This is a genomic window from Micromonospora okii (genome assembly GCF_020884795.1).
Lineage (GTDB): Bacteria > Actinomycetota > Actinomycetes > Mycobacteriales > Micromonosporaceae > Micromonospora > Micromonospora okii.
In genome coordinates, this window is sequence record NZ_BBZF01000015.1 from 349,617 (window position 1) to 367,653 (window position 18,037).

An 18,037-nucleotide genomic window follows, 5' to 3' on the forward strand; every position below is an offset into this window, starting at 1 on the left:
TCTTCTCCTTGCTCGGGGAAAACGCTTCGGGAAACGACGTGGGCCACCGCGACGACGACGCGTCAGTAACGGCGGCCCAGCACGATCACCACGGCTGCCGGCAGGACCAGCAGCAACAACACGACCAGCGCAAGCCGCAGCGCGAGCGGGTCGACGAAGGTCCAGATGGCGGCCAGGGCCACGCCGGTCAGCCCGACGATCGCGGCCCGCTCGCCCCTGGTGTGCCGGGCCAGCCGGCCGGTGCGCCGGCGCGCTCGGGGCGTCAGCCGGCGTACCAGGGCGCGGCGGCGCTCCCGGCGGGCCACCCGGCGGCGGCGCACGGCCCGTTCCCGCTCCAGCTCGGCCTCGCGGGCGGCCCTGCGGCGGGCCCGCTCCCGGCTCACGCCGCGCCCCGGCCGCCGGGGCGCGGGGCGCCCCGCTCAGCCACCGGCGGTCACAGCGTCGCCAGCCAGTTGCGCAGCAGCGCCGCGCCAGTGTCGGCCGACTTCTCCGGGTGGAACTGGGCGGCCGACAACGCGCCCCGCTCGACCGCGGCCACGAAGTCCGCCCCGTGGCGCGCGGTGGTCACCGCCGCCCCCGACGAGGCCAGCGGCGCCGGGTCCACCACGCCGTAGGAGTGCACGAAGTAGAACCGGCTCTCCGCCGGCAGGCCCGCGAAGAGCGTCGACGACGCCGGGGGGCGCACGGTGTTCCAGCCCATGTGCGGCAGCCGGTCGGCGGGCAGTCGGGTCACCGCGCCCGGCAGCAGCCCGAGCCCCTTGGTCACCACCCCGTGCTCGTCGCCGTGCTCGAAGAGCACCTGCATACCGACGCAGATGCCCAGCACCGGGCGGCCCTCGGCCACCCGGTCGGCGATCACCGGGCCGGCGCCGAGCGCCTCGATCCCGGCCATGCAGGCGGCGAACGCGCCCACTCCCGGGACCACCAGGCCGTCGGCGGAGGCGGCGGCGGCCAGGTCGTCGGTCACGGTGACGTCCGCGCCGGCCCGCGCCACGGCCCGCTCGGCCGAGCGCAGGTTCCCCGAGCCGTAGTCCAACACCACCACGTTCTTCGCCATCAGCTCTCCCCCGGCAGCATCCAGAGGATCCCGCCGACGGTGGCCAGCACCGCCAGCAGCGCGGTGATCACCACCGCGCTGCGCGGGGCGCCCTGGCGGTGCAGGGACCACGTCCCGCCGACCAGCACCCCGGCGAGGATCAGCAGCAACGTCGGCAGCACGCTTCCCATCAGGCCCCCTCCTTCCGCGCGCCCGGTCTCACAGCGCGCCCTTCGTGCTCGGGATCGCGCCCGCCGCGCGCGGGTCGATCGCCGTGGCCTCGCGCAGGGCGCGGGAGACGGCCTTGAACTGGGCCTCCACGACGTGGTGGGCGTCCGGGTGGCCGCCGGGGCGGGCCGCGCGCAGCACGTCCACGTGCAGGGTGATCCGGGCCGCCTGGCCGAAGGACTCCCAGATGTGCCGGGTCATGCTCGTCGGGTAGACCGGCCCGATGTACGGGGCGAGCGCCGGCTCGTCGTGCACCACGTACGGGCGGCCGGAGAGGTCGACGGCGGCCCGCACCAGGACCTCGTCCATCGGGACGGTCGCCGAGCCGTACCGCCGGATGCCGGCCTTGTCCCCCAGCGCCTGGTCGAACGCGGCGCCCAGGGCCAGCGCCGTGTCCTCCATCGTGTGGTGTGCGTCGATCTCCAGGTCGCCGACGGTCTGCACGGTCAGGTCGAAGCCGCCGTGCCGGGCGATCTGGTGGAGCATGTGGTCGTAGAAGCCGACCCCCGTGGAGATGTCGGCCGCTCCGCCGCCGTCGAGGTCGATCTCGACGAGGACCTTGGTCTCCTTGGTGATCCGCTCAACCCGGGCGGTGCGACTCATTGCTTACCTCTCGGTCGTGACTGCGGGGCTCGCAAGCTCGCTCCTCGCACTCCCACTAGATCTTCTCCATCGCGGTGAGGAAGGCGTCGGTCTCGGCGGGGGTGCCGGCGGTGACCCGGAGCCAGCCGGGCAGCCCGACGTCGCGGACCAGCACGCCGGCGTCGAGCAGCACCCGCCAGGCCGCCGCCTGGTCCCCGCCGACGTGGAACAGCACGAAGTTGGCGTCGCTGTCGGCCACCCGGCGGCCCCGGGCGCGCAGCTCGGCGACGATCCGGTCCCGCTGCTCCATGATCGCGGCGACCGTGCCGAGCAGGGCGTCGCGGTGGGCCAGGGCCGCGCGGGCGGCGGCCTGGGTGAGCGCGGAGAGGTGGTACGGCAGCCGTACGAGCTGCACCGCCGCCACCACGGCCGGGTCGGCGGCCAGGTAGCCGAGCCGACCGCCGGCGAAGCCGAACGCCTTGCTCATCGTGCGGGTCACCACCAGCCTCGGGTGACCGGGCAGCACCGCCAGGGCGCTGACGGTGCCGGGCCGGGCGAACTCGGCGTACGCCTCGTCGACCACCACCATGCCGGGGGCGGCGTCGAGCACGGCGGCCACCACCGCCGGGTCGAGCGCCGTGCCGGTCGGGTTGTTCGGCGAGCAGAGGAACACCACGTCGGGACGGTGCTCGCGGACCTGGGCGACCGCGTCGGCGGCGGTCAGCCCGAAGTCCGCCCCGCGCGCCGCCGGCACCCAGCCGGTGCCGGTGCCGAGCGCCAGCAGCGGGTGCATCGAGTACGCCGGGGTGAAGCCGAGCGCGGTGCGCCCCGGGCCGCCGAACGCCTGGAGGAGCTGCTGCTGGATCTCGTTGGAGCCGTTGGCCGCCCAGACGTGCGCGACGCCGAGCCCGTGCCCCAGGTACGCGGCCAGGTCGGCCCGCAGCGCCACGGCGTCGCGGTCCGGATAGCGGTTCAGGTCGCGCAGCTCCGCCGCGAGGGCCTTGCCGATCGCCTCGACGACCGGCTCCGGCACCGGGTAGGAGTTCTCGTTGGTGTTCAGCCGCACCGGCACGTCGAGCTGCGGCGCCCCGTACGGCGAGAGCCCGCGCAGGTCGTCGCGGATCGGCAGGTCGTCGAGGGTGGTCACGGGGCCTCCCCCGGGAAACGCGCGCCGACGGCCTCGCCGTGGGCCGGCAGGTCCTCCACCCCGGCGAGGGTGATCACGTGCGGGGCCACCTCGCGCAGCGCCGCCTCCGTGTACTCCACCAGGTGCACGCCGCGCAGGAAGGACTGCACGGAGAGGCCGGAGGAGTGCCGGGCACAGCCGCCGGTGGGCAGCACGTGGTTGGAGCCGGCGCAGTAGTCGCCGAGCGACACCGGCGACCAGGGGCCGACGAAGACCGCCCCGGCGTTGCGCACCCGCAGCGCCCACTCGCGGGGGTTCTCGGTCTGGATCTCCAGGTGCTCGGCGGCGTACGCGTCGACCACCCGCAGCCCGGCCTCCAGGTCGTCGACCAGGACCACGCCGCTCTGCTCGCCGGTCAGCGCGGTGGTGACCCGGTCGGCGTGCTTGGTCGCGGGCACCCGCCGGGCCAGCTCGGCGTCGACCGCGGCGGCCAGGTCGACCGACGGGGTGACCAGCACGCTGGCGGCGAGGGGGTCGTGCTCGGCCTGGCTGATCAGGTCGGCGGCGACGTGCGCCGGGTCGGCGGTGTCGTCGGCGAGGATGGCGATCTCGGTGGGGCCGGCCTCGGCGTCGATGCCGACCACCCCGCGCAGCAGCCGCTTCGCGGCGGTGACCCAGATGTTGCCCGGGCCGGTGATCATGTCGACGGGGTCGCAGCGCCCGACGCCGTCCGCGTCGACCGTCGACCCGTACGCGAGCATCGCCACCGCCTGCGCGCCACCGACCGCGTACACCTCGTCGACGCCGAGCAGGGCGCAGGCGGCGAGGACCCGGGCGTCGGGCAGGCCCCCGTTGTCCTTCTGCGGCGGGCTCGCCACCACCAGCGACCGGACGCCGGCCGCCTGGGCGGGGACCACGTTCATCACCACGGTCGACGGGTACATCGCGAGGCCGCCGGGGACGTACAGGCCGACCCGGTCGACGGGCAGCCAGCGCTCGGTGACCGTGCCCCCGGGCACCACCCGCGTCGTGTGGTCGACCCGCCGCTGGTCGTCGTGGACCCGCCGGGCCCGGGCGATCGACTCCAGCAGCGCGGCGCGGACCCGCGGGTCGAGCGTGCCCTCGGCCGCCCGGATCGCCTCGACCGGCACCCGCAGCCGCTCGGGGCAGACGCCGTCGAACCGCTCGCTCGCGTCGCGGATCGCCGGGTACCCATGCTCCCGGACCGCCTCCACGAGGGGGCGGATCCGCTCGACGGCCACGGAGACGTCGAGTTGGGCACGGGGCAGCAGGCGGCGGGGGTCACGGTCGCCGCCGCGCAGGTCGATCCGATTCAACACCCCTGCGAGTCTAGGCGGGCCGGCCCGGCGTCGGCCCGCGCCGTCCGCACGCCGGGACGGTGAGCCGAGCCACGCCGGGGCGGCGCGGGCGGGCTAGGCTCGACGGCGTGACCCAGCGGCTGCCGCTCTTCCCCCTCGGAACGGTGCTCTTCCCCGGCCTGGTGCTGCCGCTGCACATATTCGAGGAGCGCTACCGCGCCCTGGTGCGCCACCTGATGGGCCTGCCCGAGGGCGCCCCGCGCGAGTTCGGCGTGGTGGCGATCCAGGCCGGCTGGGAGGTCGCCCCCGGCTCCCCGGAGCGGCCCGTCCCGGGCGTCGGCGAGGTCACCCTGCACGAGGTCGGCTGCACCGCCGAGGTGCGCCAGGTGACCGAGCTGCCCGACGGCGGGTTCGACATCGTCACCGTGGGGCGGCGGCGGTTCCGCGTCGTCGACGTCGACGAGCAGGCCGCGCCGTACCTGACGGCCGAGGTGGAGTGGCTGCCGGAGCCGAGCGGCCCGGACGAGGCCGCCGACCTGCTGGCGGCCCGGGTGATCTCGGTGTTCCGGCAGTACCTCGGGCTGGTCCGACCCGACCCGGGCGAGATCTCCGAGCAGCTCCCGGAGGACCCGACGGTGCTGTCCCACCTGGTCGCCGCGACCGCCATGCTGACCGTCGACGACCGGCAGCGGCTGCTCGCGATCGACGACACCGCCGCCCGGCTCCGCGCCGAGTTGCGGCTGCTCAGCCGCGAGGCGGCTCTGCTGCGCCAGGTGCGGGCGGTTCCGGTGCCGCTGTCGGAGCTGGCGAGCCCGCCGGCCCCGAACTGACCCCGGGCGTCGGCGGCCCGGGCACGCCCCCCGCCGGGCCGGGATCGCCCGCCGCCAGGCCGGGACAACCCACCGCCGGGCCGTCGAGCGGGGCCCAGGCCGGGTGGGGCTCCGGCTCGGCGCGCAGCGACGGCCAGCGCGACCAGCCGGCCAGCAGCGTGTACGTCACAGCGACGGCGAACGCCGGCAGCAGCAGGTTGCCGTACGGCACCGGGAGCACGTCGAGGAACCGGTGCAGCCCCCCGGCGCGCAGGTCGGCCGGCTTGGTGAACGCCTGCCCGTCCGGCGCTTCGGCCAGCAGGCGCTGGTACGTCGACAGGCCGATCCGGCGGCCGACCTGCCAGGCCACCAGCGCCGCACCGAGGCCGCCGACCGCCCCGGCGAACAGCCCGCCCGGTCCCCGCCACCGGCGCAGCAGCACCCACAGGGCCAGCGCGGCCAGCACGCCGAAGCCGAGCCCGAGCAGGCTGAACCAGCCGTCGGCGGCGATCGGCTGTTCCGGCTGCGGCTCGGCGTAGACGGCTCCCCGGGCGGTCATCACCACCGGCGTGTCGGGCGCGACGGCCGCCCAGAGCAGCCCCAGCGGGAGACCCAGCACGGTCAGCGCCGCCGTCGCGCCGAGCGCCGCCGCGACCGCCCGCCCGAGCCGCTGCCGCGTCCGGCCCCCCGCCGGGGGATACGCCACGGCCCAGGGATGCTGCGCGCTCGGCTGCCAGCGCCCGGGATGCTGCGCGGTGGGCTGCCCGGCCCCGGGATGCTGCGCGGTCGGCTGCCCGGCCCCGGGATGCTGCGCGGTCGGCTGCCAGCCCCCCGGGTGGTGCCCGGTCGGCTGACCGGCCCCGGGCGCGGGGGTAGGCCGGTCCGGTGCGTCGGCGGCGGTCCCGGGGGTCGGCCAGGCCCGTGGGTCGGCGCCGGGCGCGGCGGCCGGGGTGCCGGCGGGCGTCGGCAGGCCGGCGGACCAGGCCGGGGCCTGCGGGCCTCCCGTCGGGGCGGGCCCCGGAGCGCCGCCGGCCGGACCGTTGCCGATCGGAGCGCCGTCGGCCGGACCGCCGTCAGCCGGACCGCCGTCAGCCGGGCTGTCGGCCGGGCCCGGGGCTTCGGGACGGGACTCGGGGCGGTCGGGACCGGAGGCGTCGGGGCTCACCCGATGATCCTCTCAGGCTCGGGCAGCCCCGGGCAGGCGGTGCCGGCGGACGGCCCTCAGCGGGCGAACGGTTCGAGCATGGTCGACGCGGCCCGCAGCCACGCCTGGCGGGTCTCCGGCTGGAGCTGGTGGTACTCGATCGAGGAGCCGGTCTCCAGCGCCGGGTCGTACGGCACCACGGCAACGGCGCGCGTGCGGGTGGCGAAGTGCCGCTCCAGGTCGTCCTGCAACGGGGAGCGGCCCGGGGTCGGGCAGGAGATCAGGGTGACGGCGTTGTCGGCCAGCTCGCCCATGCCCACCTCGTGCAGCAGGTCGAGCATCCAGTCGGCGCTGAACGCGGCGTCCTCCCGGGGCACGGTGGTGACCACCAACTGGTCGGCGGCCTGCATGACCGTGCGCCAGTTCGGGCTCTCCACGTTGTTGCCGGTGTCCACGCAGACCACGTCGTGGGTGCGCCGCAGCAGCTCCAGCACCCGCTTCACGGTGAACTGGTCCAGCCGCTGGGCGAACCGGGGGCTCTCCTCCCCGGCCAGCACGTCGTACGAGCCGTCGGAGGCGTGCCGCAGGTAGTCGTCGAGGCTCTCCAGGAGGTCGGCGCCCTCGCGGATCTCGACCTGGGCGAGGTCGTGGATCAGGTGCCGGATGGTCCGCGCGTGCCGGGCGCTGCCGGCGCGCAGCCCGAGGGTGCCGCGCAGCTCGTTGTCGTCCCAGGCGAGCACGCCCCGGCCGCGCACGCTGCCCACGGTGGCGGCGGCCAGCACGGTGGCGGTGGTCTTGTGCACCCCGCCCTTGGGGTTGGCGAAGGCCAGCACCCGGGGGCTGCCCAGCTCGCGGCGCAGCACCCCGGCGGCCCGCTCCAGCTCGCTCTCGACGCTCTGCGCCCGCCACTCGATCCGGGCGGGGTAGCCCTGGTCGGCGACGGCCGGGGGCCCCGGCGGGGGCGACTGGTAGGCCGGCTCCGCCACGGGCTGGTACACCGGCTCGACCTGGTACGCCGCCTCCGCCCGGTAGGTCGGTTCGGCCCGGTAGGTCGGTTCGGCCCGATAGGTCGGCTCGGCCCGGTACCCCGGCGGAACCGGACGGGGAGGCACCGCCGGCTGATCCAGGTAGGAGGGCACCGCCGCCTGCGCGGCGGGCTGGGAGGGCACCGCCGGCTGAGCCGGGTAGGAGGACACCGCCGGATAAGGGGACGCCGCCGGCTGCGCCGGATGAGAGGACGCCGCCGGCTGCGCGGGATGGGCCGGCTCCGCCGGAGGCGGCTGGTAGGCCGGCTCGGGTCGGTAGCCACCCCCGTCCAGCAGCGCGTACCGCGACTGGGCCGACGGGGCCGGGTCGGGGCGGTAGCCGTTTTCCAGCGCGGCGTACCGGGACCGGGCGGGCGGGGGCGGCTCCGGCTCGGCCCGCCACGTCGGCTCCGCCGGTCGGGACACCCCGGCCCGGTAGGACGGCTCGGCGGGAAAGGAGGGCTCCGCCGGGCCCGGCTCCGCCCGGTACGGCGGCTCCGGCTGGTGGGCGGGCTCCGGCTGGTAGGACGGGTCGATCCGATGGGCCGGGTCCACCCGGTAGCTCGCCCCGGCCCGGTACCCGCCCCGGGCCGGCTCGGCCGGGTGAGCGGGCTCCGCCGCGCCGTACGGCGACTCGGTCGCCCCGTACGACGGCTCGGCGGCGGGGCCGATCGCCGCCGCGCGCCCCGCGTAGCCGTTGCGCGTGCGCCGGGGCAGGGGCTCCGGGGTCGGCCGGGGCGGCTCCTCGGCGTGCCGGTCGGCCTCGGCGTGCTCCTCGGTGCGACCGCCGTGCCGGGCCCGGTCGAGCAGCGCCCGCCACCGGGGTGCTGGCTCGGCGGGCCGACCCCAGCCGGTCTCCGTGCCGTCCAAGGCTCGCCCTCCCAGCGCCATCGATCTCCGCCTGACAGGCTACGAACGAAACCCTATTCGGACCACACCGGTCCGCGCACATCCTGCTTCTTCTTCGTCACCGGGGCAATGCCTCCCGGCCGCCGCCGGTCGCGTCCGTCGAGGTCGCGGGCGGGGACGGGACCCGCCCGGGGGACCCCGGGCCGCCGCCCGGCGCGGTGGCCGTCGGTGCCGCTTCCGACGTTTCGCCCACCCCCGGCGTCAGCCCGGTGTCGAGCGGCGGGCGGGCCACGTCCCGCTGCTCCGGCAGCGGCGGGGTGACGACCGTCCGGTCCAGCCGGCGCAGCTCCGGGGCGGGGTCGACGGCGCGGGCGGCGGGCCGCCCGGCCAGGACCCTCAGCGCGTCGGGCGTCCCCCGCACCACGGCCGCGTAGGCACAGGCGCAGGTCGCCCGGTACGCCGCCGCCTCCCCCGCCGCGACCTGCGCCCCGGTCTCGTACACCCGGCGCAGTTCGGGGTCGGCGGCCCCGGCGGCCCGGGTCCGCTGGTCGGCGGCCTCGCGGTCCTTGCGCTCGGCCAGCCCGGCCATGCCGGCGGCCACGTCCCCCGGCAGGCGCTCGGCCGGCAGGCGCACGATCTCGGTCTGCCGGCCGGGCAGCGGCACCCGGACGACCACCTCGGCGACCGCGGCCCCGGCGAGCAGGTCGGCCAGCCCGCCGGGCGCGACGTAGTCCGCGAACGACACCAGCGCGTACGTGCCGGGCGGCGACCCGGCGGCCGGCAGGGCGGCCAGCTCGGCGCGGGCGGCCCGCAGGTAGTCGGGGATCGAGTCGCCCGCCGGCACCCCGACCCGGGTCACCTCGCCCACCGTGCGGTCACCCACCGGCCGGTCGCGGCGGCTCGCCCAGCCGGCCGTGAGCAGCACCGCCGCCACCGACAGCAGCGCGGCGGCGGCGAGCCAGCGGGGCCAGCGCCCGGTCGCGGGAGTCATCGGCTTCGCGCCCGGTCAGTCGCCGCGGAGGATCCGCAGCGCCCGGTCCAGGTCGTCCGGGTAGTCGCTGACGAACGTCACCTCGTCGCCCGTGCGCGGGTGCGCGAAGCTCAGCGACCGGGCGTGCAGCCACTGCCGGCTCAGGCCCAGCCGGGCCGACAGCGTCGGGTCCGCGCCGTAGGTGAGGTCGCCCACGCAGGGGTGCCGCAGGGTGGAGAGGTGCACCCGGATCTGGTGGGTGCGCCCGGTCTCCAGCCGCACGTCCAGCAGGCTCGCCGACGGGAACGCCTCGACGGTGTCGTAGTGGGTGATGCTCGGCTTTCCGCCGGAGACGACCGCCCAGCGGTAGTCGTGGTGCGGGTGCCGGTCGATGGGGGCGTCGATGGTGCCGCGCAGCGGGTCGAGGTGCCCCTGCACCACGGCGTGGTAGCGCTTCTCCACCTCACGCTGCTTGAAGGCCCGCTTCAACGCGGTGTACGCCTGCTCGCTCTTGGCCACCGCCATGATCCCGGTGGTCCCGACGTCGAGCCGGTGCACCACGCCCTGCCGCTCGGCGGCGCCGCTGGTGGAGATCCGGTGGCCGATCGCGGCCAGGCCGCCGATCACGGTGGGGCCGGTCCAGCCGGGGCTGGGGTGGGCGGCGACGCCGACCGGCTTGTCCACCACCACGATGTCGTCGTCGGCGTACACCACGGTCAGGCCGGGCACGGCCTGCGGCACCACGGTCGGCGGGGCGGGCGGCGCGGGCAGCGTCACGTCCAGCCAGGAGCCGGCCTTGACCTTGTACGAGTTGGCGCGGACGACGCCGTCGACCAGCGCGTCCCCGGCGTCGACCAGGGCCGCGGCGGTGGTGCGGGAGAGCCCGAAGAGGCGGGAGACCGCCTGGTCGAGCCGCATGCCGTCCAGCCCGTCCGGCACCGGCAGGGACCGGTGGTCGCCCCCGGCGCTCACGCCGCCTCCCGCTGCTCGACGGGGGCCTCGGCGGCGGCGCCGTCGCGGCCGAGCCGGGAGCCGTCGCGCTGCCGGCCGGTCAGCTCCAGGAACACGGCCAGCACGACGCCGCAGACCAGGGAGCTGTCGGCCAGGTTGAACACCGGCCACACCTGCCCGTACGGGTCGAAGAGGCTGATCATGTCGACGACGTGGCCGACGAAGTGGCCCGGGGCGCGGAAGATCCGGTCGGCCAGGTTGCCCAGCGCCCCGCCGAGCACCAGGCCGAGCGAGATCGCCCAGGGCACCGAGCGCAGCCGCACCGCCATCCACCCGATCCAGCCGATCACCGCGAGGGTGATGATCGAAAAGACCCAGGTGTGGTCGCTGCCGATGTTCCACGCCGCCCCGCTGTTGCGGGTGAGGCTCAGGTAGAGCGCGCCACCGAGCAGCCGCACGGGCTCGTGGTCGCTGAGCGTGAGCAGGGCGAGGTGCTTGGTGAGCAGGTCGGCCAGGAAGGAGAACCCGGCGACGGCGGCGAGGACCACCACCGCCCGACGCCGGGGCTGTCCGCCGCCCGGATCGGCGGTGTCGGGTCCGGCGGGCGGTGTGGCCGTCATGTGCTCCCCATCGACGCTTCTCGGCGGTGATCGCTCACCGTCTGACCGGCCGGGGAGCGCCGGTCAGCGCCGCTCCTCCAGCTGCTTGCACCTCACGCAGAGGGTCGCCGCCGGGAAGGCGGCCAGCCGCTCCACCGGGATCGGGTCGCCGCACCGCTCGCACCAGCCGTAGCCGCCCTCGTCGAGGCGCTCCAGGGCCCGCTCGACCTGCGTGATCCGCTCCCGGATGCTGTTGGCGAGTGAGATCTCCTGCTCCCGCTCGAACGTCTTCGTGCCGGTGTCGACCTGGTCGTCCCCGGCCGAGTCGGTCAGCCGGTCGCGCTGCAGCTCGGTGATCTCGCTCAACGTCTGATCGTACTCGGCGCGCAACTCGTCCCGCCGGGCCGCCAGGGCCGCCCGGATCTTCTCGGTCTCGGCGGTGCTGCGGGTGGCCTTGGCCACCGGCTTGCGTGCGGTCCTGGTGTCGGCTGGCTTCGCCATGGTCGCTCCCTCGCACCGCGGACGCGCGGCGACGCCGCGGCCTCTGGACAGGGGTCACCGACCTGGCGCCCCCGGGTAACAGAACGGGGCGCGCGGCGTCGGCCGCCGCGCACTCCGGAGGTTGGCAAGAATACGGAACGTACAGACGTCGGACAACGCGCCGCACCGACGCCCCGCTATTCCACCTCGAAAAGCCCTCAAAAGGGCAAAACGAACGCTAGCAGATCAGCCGTCCCGGTCGTCGCCGTACTCGCCAAACCACCGGGCCAGGCGGCCCCGGCGGCTCACCGCGCGCAGCCGCCGCTCGGCGGCGTCCCGCACCCCGGCGGTGGCCACGATGAGCAGGCTGTCGCCGGTCAGGAGCCGGGTGTCCGGGCCGGGCACGAAGCCCGCCCCGTCGCGCAGCACCAGGGTCACCGACGCCCCCGGCGGCAACCGCAGCTCATCCACGTGCACCCCGCCCAGCCGCGAACCCGCCGGCACCTCCAACTGGAGCAGGTCGGCCCGCATCCGCTCCAGCGGCGCGGTCTCCACCCGGATCTCCGCCGGCTCGGCCGGCGCGGTCACCCGCAGCCACCGGGCGGCCGGGGCGAGCGTGCCCGCCTGGACCGCCGTGAAGATCACCACCAGCACGAAGACCGCGTCGAAGAGCCGCTCCGCCCCCGGCACCCGCTCCGACAGCGGGACGGTCGCCAGCACGATCGGCACCGCGCCGCGCAGCCCGGCCCAGGACAGGAACGCCTGGTCGCGCGGGCCGAGCCGGAACGGCAGCGCCGAGACCGCCACCGACAGCGGGCGGGCAACCAGCAGCAGGGCCAGCCCGGCCACCACCGCCGGCAGCACCGCCGTGCCCAGCCGGCCCGGCGAGACCAGGAGCCCGAGCAGCACGAACAGGCCGATCTGGGCCAGCCAGGCCAGCCCGTCGGCGAAGCCGAGGATCGCCTGCCGGTGGGGCAGTCGGGCGTTGCCCAGCAGCACCCCCGCGACGTACACGGCCAGGAAGCCGGAGGCGTGCAGCACCGCGCCGGCGGCGTACGCCAGCACGGTGAAGCCGACCACCGCGATGGGGTACAGCCCCGCCGAGGGCAGCGCCGCCCGGCGCAGCGCCGCCCGCCCGGCGAGCCCCACGCCCACCCCGACGGCGGCACCCACGCCCAGCTCGTAGCCGAGCAGCAGCACCTCCTGCCACCAGGGGTGGGCGGCCTCGTTCGCCGAGCGGGACAGCAGCACCACCAGCAGCACCACCGGGGCGTCGTTCATCCCCGACTCGGCCTCCAGGGTGGCCACCAGCCGGGGCGGCAGACGCAGCCGGCGCAGGGTGGCGAAGACGGCGGCGGCGTCGGTGGAGGAGAGCACCGCGCCGTAGAGCAGGGCCAGCCGCCAGTCCAGCCCGAGCAGCAGGTGCACCGCCAGCCCGACCACCAGGATGCTGACCACCACCCCGACGGTGGACAGCGTCGCGGCCAGGCCGAGCACCGGGCGCAGGGTGCTCCACCGGGCGCTCAGCCCACCCTCGGCGATGATCACGACGAGGGCGCAGAAGCCGAGGGTACGGGTCAGCGCCGCGTCGTCGAACCGGATGCCCAGCCCGGACTCCCCGATCGCCACCCCGAGCGCGAGGTAGACCAGCAGGCTCGGCAGGCCCAGCCGGGTGGAGAAGCGCACCGCGCCGATCGCCACCAGCAGCACCGCGGCCCCGAGCAGCAGCGTGAGGTCGAAGCCGGGGGTCATGCCGGCCCGGGGCGGCCAGCCGTCACCGGCCCACCCCGTCGCGCAGCCGGCGCAGCGCCTCCGCCAGCTCTGCCGGGGGGCGCTCGACGAGGAAGAGTTTGTCCCGGCTGGCCGCGCCGGCCCGCAGCGACACCGCCGCCGGCCGGACCCCGAGCGCGTCGGCCAGCGCCCGCCGGGCCGCCTCCGTGGCCCGGCCGTCGACCGGCGGGGCGTTCACGGCGATCACCAGGGCGGGCCCGTGCGGGCCGTCGTGCCGGCCGCCGACCCGGACCCGCGCGGCACCCGGCTTCACCCGCACGGCCACGGTGAGCGTGTCGTCCATGGAGGGTCAGAACGGCCCGGCGTCGGCGAGCAGGACGGTGTCCGGCGCGCAGCGGGCGCACGGCGTGAAGCCCAGCCGCACGGCCTCGGCCACCGGCAGCGGCTCGGCGTCCAGTGCGTACAGGTGGGGGCAGTCGGGGAGGTGGTAGCGGGGCCGCCCGTCCACCACGTGGACCTCGGCGTCGAGCTCCGCGACCAGCGCCGCGTCGGCCGGGGAGACCGGCAGGACGGGCGGCTCGTCGGCCGGCGTGGGCGCCCCGGCCGGGGACACCGGCTCGGCGTACGGGTCGTAGGGGTCGCCCCCGGCGACCGGCGACCCGGGCGGTTGCCGCCACCCGGTGTCGTCGGCGCCGACCGTGGGGGGAACGTGCTGGGCGGGGATGTCCGACCCCGGCGGTGGGTACGCCCCGGCGGGCGGGACGCCACCGGCCGGCGGCCGGTCCCCAGGCGCAGTGTCGGGGTCGACCCGCCCGGCTGCCGCCCGGCTGGCGGCTGCCTGGCGGGCACCCGCCACCAGCGCGACGGCGGCCAGCAGGCTGGCCGCGATGGACGTCGTCAGCAGCGGGCTGGACCCGCTGGTCAGACCGAGCACCAGGAGCACGACGGCGACGAGGATGAGCAGCAGGCTTGCGACTATCACGGCTCACCCCCGCCGCGTCGGATTCTCCAGTGGTCGCGGTCGGTGGCCGCCCCACGACGGCCACCGCACCGCAGATCAGCGGCCGGACTCCAGCGCGCCGGAGCGACCGCCGCCGTACGAGCCGGCGAGCCCGGCGGCGGCGAGGCCGTTGCTGCCGCCACCCACCGCCCGGCTGCCCTCGGTCCGGGTCATCTCGGCCTCGAGGCCCTGGCCACGACCGTCGAGGTCGCGGAGCTGGCTCTCCAGGTACGCCTTGAGGCGGGTCCGGTACTCGCGCTCGAACTGCTTGAGCTCCTCGATGTGCTTCTGCAGCGCGGTGCGCTTGGCGTCCAGGCCGCCCATGGCCTCCTGGTGCCGCTGGCGGGCGTCGCGCTCCAGCGCGTCGGCCTTGGCGCGGGCCTCGCGGGTGACCTCCTCGGCCGTGGTGCGGGCCTCGGTGAGCAGCTGGTCGGCCTCGCGACGGGCGTCGGAGACGTGGTCGTCGGCGGTGCGCTGGGCCATCATCAGCACCCGCAGCGCCTGCTGCTCGCCGTCGCCGGTCACGGCGGCCGGGCCGCCCTGGGCGCGGACCTGCTCCAGCTCGGCCTGCATGGCGCGGGCGGCCTGCTCGGCCGCCGCCTTGTCGCGCTGCACCCGGTCGAGCTGGGCCTTGACGTCGTTGAGCTCCGCGGCGAGCCGGGCGTCGCCGCCGGGGCCGGCGGGGGCACCCCCACGGCCGCCGCGCTCCACCTGGGCGCGCAGCTCGTTGTTCTCCTCGATCAGACGGGCGAGCTCGCGCTCGACCTCGTCCAGAAAGGCGTCGACCTCCTCCTCGTCGTACCCCCGCTTGCCGATCGGTGGCTTTTTGAAGGCGACGTTGTGGACGTCGGCCGGGGTCAGCGGCATCGAAACTCCTCGGGTCAGTTGCGGCCGCGTAGCGGGCTGGACCTGCGGGTGTTCGTCACCCGAGGATCAGCCGCTTCAACACGAACTCCATCAGCACGAACAGGATAACCAGGAGCACAAGGGAGGCCAGGTCGATGCTCACGGTACCAATTCGCAGCGGAGGGATCACCCGCCTCAACGCCTTCAGAGGCGGATCAGTGACGCTCCACACGGATTCCAGCCCGGCTGTCGCACCCCGCCCCGGCTGCCAGCGGCGGCCGTAGGCGAGGACCGCGCTGAGGACAAACCGGGCCAGAAGAATGATCAGAAAGACATACAGAATCAGGTACAGGACTTGCAGCACGATCGACAACACAGCAGGCGACGTCCCTCGGTCGGGCGGGTCTAACTCAGGCTGAAGAACCCGCCCTCGGCGATCTTGGCCTTGTCCTCGGCGGTGACCTGGACGTTGGCAGGTGAGAGCAGGAACACCCGATTGGTCACGCGCTCGATCGTACCGCGCAGGCCGAACGCCAGCCCGGCGGCGAAGTCGACCAGCCGGCGGGCGTCGGCCTCGTCCATCTCGGTGAGGTTGATGATCACCGGAACGCCGTCGCGGAAGTGCTCCCCGATCGTGCGGGCCTCCCGGTACGTGGTCGGGTGCAGCGTGGTGATCTGGTAACGCTGCTCCTCCTGCTCGACCGGCGCCACCCGCTCGCGCGACTGGCTCTGCGGGGCCAGGGCCAGGTTGTCGCGCGTGTGGTAGGTCAGCGCGCCGGAACCGTCCGCGCCGGAGCTGCGGGTGATCGACCGGACGCTGGAGCGGTCGGCGCGCTCGACCCGCTCGCCGCGCTCGCCGCGCTCCGGGCGGTCGGCCTCGCCGCGCTCGCCCTCCAGGGGGCGGGTCGCGGAACGCTCGGTCAACCGGCCCCGCTCGCCGACCCGGGACCGGGGCGCCGGGGGCTCCTCGGAGTCGTCGTCATCGTCGTCGGGGAACTCCTCGCCGTACCGGCCCGACCGGTAACGCGACTCGCGGTAGCCACCCTTGTCGTAGCCACCGTCGTCGTAGACCCGCTCGTCGTCCTCCTCGACGAGACCGAGCCAGACCCCCGCCTTGCGCAGTGCACCCATCCCGCGCCCTTCCGTCCGCCGTGCGGCACGCGCCCCCGTGCCGTGTCGCTTCTCGCGAGTGGACAACTGCCCATCGGACCGGAGCGGCAATCCTCCGGCCCGCGATTCGCGGTCACGGGCCGTGCCCCCTGACATCGGGACGCCGTTCCTGAAACAACACTGATGTAATTTGCTTCTCTCGTGGTCAGGCTACCGCAGCGTGGTACGCATTCCGAGCAACGCGCTGCCGACGCGGACATGTGTCGCGCCGTACCCGATCGCGGTCTCCAGGTCCCCGCTCATCCCGGCGGAGAGCGCGACCGCCTCGGGGTGCGCCGCCCGGAACTCCCGCGCCACCTCCGCCAACCGGGCGAACGCCCGCTCCGGCTCCCAGCCCAGCGGGGCCACCGCCATCAGGCCGGCCAGCCGCAGCCCGGGCGCGCCGGCCACCGCCTCGGCCACCGGGTGCAGCCCCGCGTCCGGATCGACCGAGCCCGGCAGGGCGCCGCCGCGCGCCGCGTCGCCGTCCACACTGACCTGCACCAGCACGTCCAACGGGCGGTCCCGCTCGGCCGCCGCCGCGGCGTCCAGCGCCCGGGCCAGCCGGACGCTGTCGACCGACTGGACGACGTCGGCGTACCGGACGACCGAGCGGCACTTGTTGCGCTGCAACCGGCCGATGAAGTGCCAACGCGGGGTCGCCCCCGCGGCGGCCACCTCGGCGGCCTTGCCGGCCGCCTCCTGGTCGCGGTTCTCCCCCACGTCGGCGACCCCGAGCCCGGCCAGGGCCACCACGTCGGAGGCGGGGTAGGTCTTCGTGACGGCGATCATGGTGACCTCGGACCGGTCCCGCCCGGCCGCCGCGCAGGCGTCGGCGATCCGGGCCCGGACGCGGGCCAGCCCGGCCGCCAGTTCGGCCCGGCGGTCCGGGGGCGCCGACGGGTTCGTGTCGGTCATCGTGGCGGGTCAGGACCCGTTCTTGAGGAAGTCCGGCACGTCCACGTCGTCGAAGAGCACGCGGCGCGGCGACTGCGCCGGCGCGGGCATCGTGGTCGGCGGCGGCACGGGCGGGGCCGGCGGGGCGGGCTGGTTCTGGTTGGACTTGCGGACCGGCTCGACCGACTTGTACGCCGGCGCCCCGCCGTCGAAGCCGGCGGCGATCACGGTGACCCGCACCTCGTCGCCGAGGGCGTCGTCGATGACCGCGCCGAAGATGATGTTCGCGTCCGGGTGGGCCGCGTCGGTGACCAGCTGGGCCGCGTCGTTGATCTCGAACAGGCCGAGGTCGGAGCCGCCGGCGATGGAGAGCAGCACGCCGCGCGCGCCGTCCATGCTCTGCTCCAGCAGCGGGCTGGAGATGGCCGCCTCGGCCGCCTCGACCGCGCGGTTCTCCCCCCGGGCGCTGCCGATGCCCATCAGCGCGCTGCCCGCGCCGCTCATCACGCTCTTGACGTCGGCGAAGTCCAGGTTGATCAGACCCGGCGTGGTGATCAGGTCGGTGATGCCCTGGACACCGGAGAGGAGCACCTGGTCGGCGGTGCGGAACGCGTCCATCATGCTGATGTTGCGGTCGCCGAGCGCGAGCAGCCGGTCGTTGGGAATGACGATCAGCGTGTCGCACTGGTTGCGCAGCTCGTCTATTCCGGCCTCGGCCTGCACCTGGCGGCGCTTGCCCTCGAAGGAGAACGGCCGGGTGACCACGCCGATGGTCAGCGCGCCGAGCTTGCGGGCGATGTTGGCCACGACGGGCGCGCCGCCGGTGCCGGTGCCGCCGCCCTCGCCGCAGGTCACGAAGACCATGTCGGCGCCCTTGAGCACCTCCTCGATCTCGTCGCGGTGGTCCTCGGCGGCGTTCTTGCCGACGTCCGGGTTGGCGCCCGCGCCGAGGCCGCGGGTCAGCTCGCGGCCGACGTCGAGCTTCACGTCGGCGTCGCTCATCAGCAGCGCCTGCGCGTCGGTGTTGATCGCGATGAACTCGACGCCCTTGAGCCCAACCTCGATCATCCGGTTGACGGCGTTGACGCCGCCGCCCCCGATGCCGACGACCTTGATGACCGCCAGGTAGTTGTGCGGAGGTGTCATCTCCGGTCCTTTCCCTTCGAGATTGGCATGGGCCGACCCCACACGGCTTGGCCAGACCAGCGCCGACGCGACTGTTCCCCGCGAAGCCGAGAGCGGAACCCTCACCCTCTACTAGAGGCTTACAGTTATGTCAACTACCGATCCTCTTCG

At 75.6% G+C, this 18,037-nt stretch carries 21 protein-coding genes; 1 reads left to right on the top strand and 20 read right to left on the bottom strand.

Features of this window, described 5'->3' with window-relative positions; translation table 11 throughout:
* Positions 1-62 precede the first annotated feature (62 nt).
* From LPU43_RS11055 to hisD, 6 genes are read right to left on the bottom strand one after another with little or no spacing between them, the layout of a single operon-like run.
* Positions 63-383: a hypothetical protein gene (locus LPU43_RS11055; protein ID WP_229400183.1), complete on the bottom strand. Its 321-nt coding sequence runs from the start codon at positions 381-383 to the stop codon at positions 63-65.
* A gap of 50 nt (positions 384-433) precedes the next feature.
* Entirely contained in the window at positions 434-1,057 is a 624-nt protein-coding gene (gene hisH, locus LPU43_RS11060; protein WP_229400184.1) for an imidazole glycerol phosphate synthase subunit HisH, read from the bottom strand.
* Complete coding sequence (locus tag LPU43_RS11065) at positions 1,057-1,227, bottom strand: CG2302 family histidine operon protein (RefSeq protein ID WP_229400185.1); 171 nt, start codon at positions 1,225-1,227, stop codon at positions 1,057-1,059. The genes hisH and LPU43_RS11065 overlap by 1 nt, the downstream gene beginning before the upstream one ends.
* 28 nt (positions 1,228-1,255) lie before the next feature.
* Positions 1,256-1,867 (bottom strand): imidazoleglycerol-phosphate dehydratase HisB, encoded by a 612-nt coding sequence (gene hisB / locus LPU43_RS11070; RefSeq protein WP_229400186.1) that lies wholly within the window; start codon positions 1,865-1,867, stop codon positions 1,256-1,258.
* Between the two features lie 55 nt (positions 1,868-1,922).
* Positions 1,923-2,993, bottom strand: coding sequence for a histidinol-phosphate transaminase (locus LPU43_RS11075; protein WP_229400187.1), 1,071 nt, complete (start codon positions 2,991-2,993; stop codon positions 1,923-1,925).
* Positions 2,990-4,312 carry a histidinol dehydrogenase gene (gene hisD, locus LPU43_RS11080; protein WP_229400188.1) on the bottom strand — a complete coding sequence of 441 codons (1,323 nt, stop codon included), beginning with the start codon at positions 4,310-4,312 and terminating at the stop codon, positions 2,990-2,992. The genes LPU43_RS11075 and hisD overlap by 4 nt, the downstream gene beginning before the upstream one ends.
* Positions 4,313-4,419: 107 nt before the next feature.
* Between hisD and LPU43_RS11085 the strand changes: the two genes are divergently transcribed.
* Positions 4,420-5,121: an LON peptidase substrate-binding domain-containing protein gene (locus tag LPU43_RS11085; protein ID WP_229400189.1), complete on the top strand. Its 702-nt coding sequence runs from the start codon at positions 4,420-4,422 to the stop codon at positions 5,119-5,121.
* Here LPU43_RS11085 and LPU43_RS11090 read toward each other — a convergent pair.
* The 14 genes from LPU43_RS11090 to ftsZ all read right to left on the bottom strand — a co-directional run bounded on the left by LPU43_RS11090 (position 5,036) and on the right by ftsZ (position 17,887).
* Positions 5,036-5,806: a DUF2567 domain-containing protein gene (locus LPU43_RS11090; protein ID WP_373321693.1), complete on the bottom strand. Its 771-nt coding sequence runs from the start codon at positions 5,804-5,806 to the stop codon at positions 5,036-5,038. The genes LPU43_RS11085 and LPU43_RS11090 overlap by 86 nt on opposite strands.
* Positions 5,807-6,321: 515 nt before the next feature.
* Positions 6,322-8,160: a MinD/ParA family ATP-binding protein gene (locus LPU43_RS11095; RefSeq protein WP_229400190.1), complete on the bottom strand. Its 1,839-nt coding sequence runs from the start codon at positions 8,158-8,160 to the stop codon at positions 6,322-6,324.
* A 76-nt stretch (positions 8,161-8,236) separates the two neighbouring features.
* Positions 8,237-9,109, bottom strand: a complete 873-nt coding sequence (locus tag LPU43_RS11100) for a hypothetical protein (protein WP_229400191.1) — start codon at positions 9,107-9,109, stop codon at positions 8,237-8,239.
* Between the two features lie 15 nt (positions 9,110-9,124).
* Positions 9,125-10,006, bottom strand: coding sequence for an RluA family pseudouridine synthase (locus tag LPU43_RS11105; protein WP_229400373.1), 882 nt, complete (start codon positions 10,004-10,006; stop codon positions 9,125-9,127).
* A 50-nt stretch (positions 10,007-10,056) separates the two neighbouring features.
* A complete protein-coding gene (gene lspA / locus LPU43_RS11110; RefSeq protein ID WP_229400192.1) occupies positions 10,057-10,659 on the bottom strand; it encodes a signal peptidase II in 603 nt (200 codons plus the stop codon).
* Positions 10,660-10,722: 63 nt separating this feature from the next.
* Entirely contained in the window at positions 10,723-11,139 is a 417-nt protein-coding gene (locus LPU43_RS11115) for a TraR/DksA family transcriptional regulator (protein WP_229400193.1), read from the bottom strand.
* Positions 11,140-11,364: 225 nt separating this feature from the next.
* A complete protein-coding gene (locus tag LPU43_RS11120) occupies positions 11,365-12,870 on the bottom strand; it encodes a potassium/proton antiporter (RefSeq protein ID WP_229400194.1) in 1,506 nt (501 codons plus the stop codon).
* Between the two features lie 22 nt (positions 12,871-12,892).
* Positions 12,893-13,192: a DUF167 domain-containing protein gene (locus LPU43_RS11125; protein WP_229400195.1), complete on the bottom strand. Its 300-nt coding sequence runs from the start codon at positions 13,190-13,192 to the stop codon at positions 12,893-12,895.
* A gap of 6 nt (positions 13,193-13,198) precedes the next feature.
* Positions 13,199-13,831, bottom strand: coding sequence for a hypothetical protein (locus LPU43_RS11130; RefSeq protein ID WP_229400196.1), 633 nt, complete (start codon positions 13,829-13,831; stop codon positions 13,199-13,201).
* Between the two features lie 75 nt (positions 13,832-13,906).
* A complete protein-coding gene (locus tag LPU43_RS11135; protein WP_229400197.1) occupies positions 13,907-14,716 on the bottom strand; it encodes a DivIVA domain-containing protein in 810 nt (269 codons plus the stop codon).
* Between the two features lie 55 nt (positions 14,717-14,771).
* Positions 14,772-15,071, bottom strand: coding sequence for a YggT family protein (locus tag LPU43_RS11140; protein WP_229400198.1), 300 nt, complete (start codon positions 15,069-15,071; stop codon positions 14,772-14,774).
* Positions 15,072-15,100: 29 nt separating this feature from the next.
* The gene (locus tag LPU43_RS11145; protein WP_229400199.1) at positions 15,101-15,826 is read right to left on the bottom strand and encodes a cell division protein SepF; all 726 of its coding nucleotides are present in this window, start codon (positions 15,824-15,826) and stop codon (positions 15,101-15,103) included.
* A 189-nt stretch (positions 15,827-16,015) separates the two neighbouring features.
* Positions 16,016-16,762, bottom strand: coding sequence for a YggS family pyridoxal phosphate-dependent enzyme (locus LPU43_RS11150; protein WP_229400200.1), 747 nt, complete (start codon positions 16,760-16,762; stop codon positions 16,016-16,018).
* Positions 16,763-16,771: 9 nt separating this feature from the next.
* On the bottom strand, positions 16,772-17,887 hold the full coding sequence (ftsZ, locus tag LPU43_RS11155) for a cell division protein FtsZ (RefSeq protein WP_229400201.1): 1,116 nt from the start codon (positions 17,885-17,887) through the stop codon (positions 16,772-16,774).
* Between the last annotated feature and the right edge of the window lie 150 nt (positions 17,888-18,037).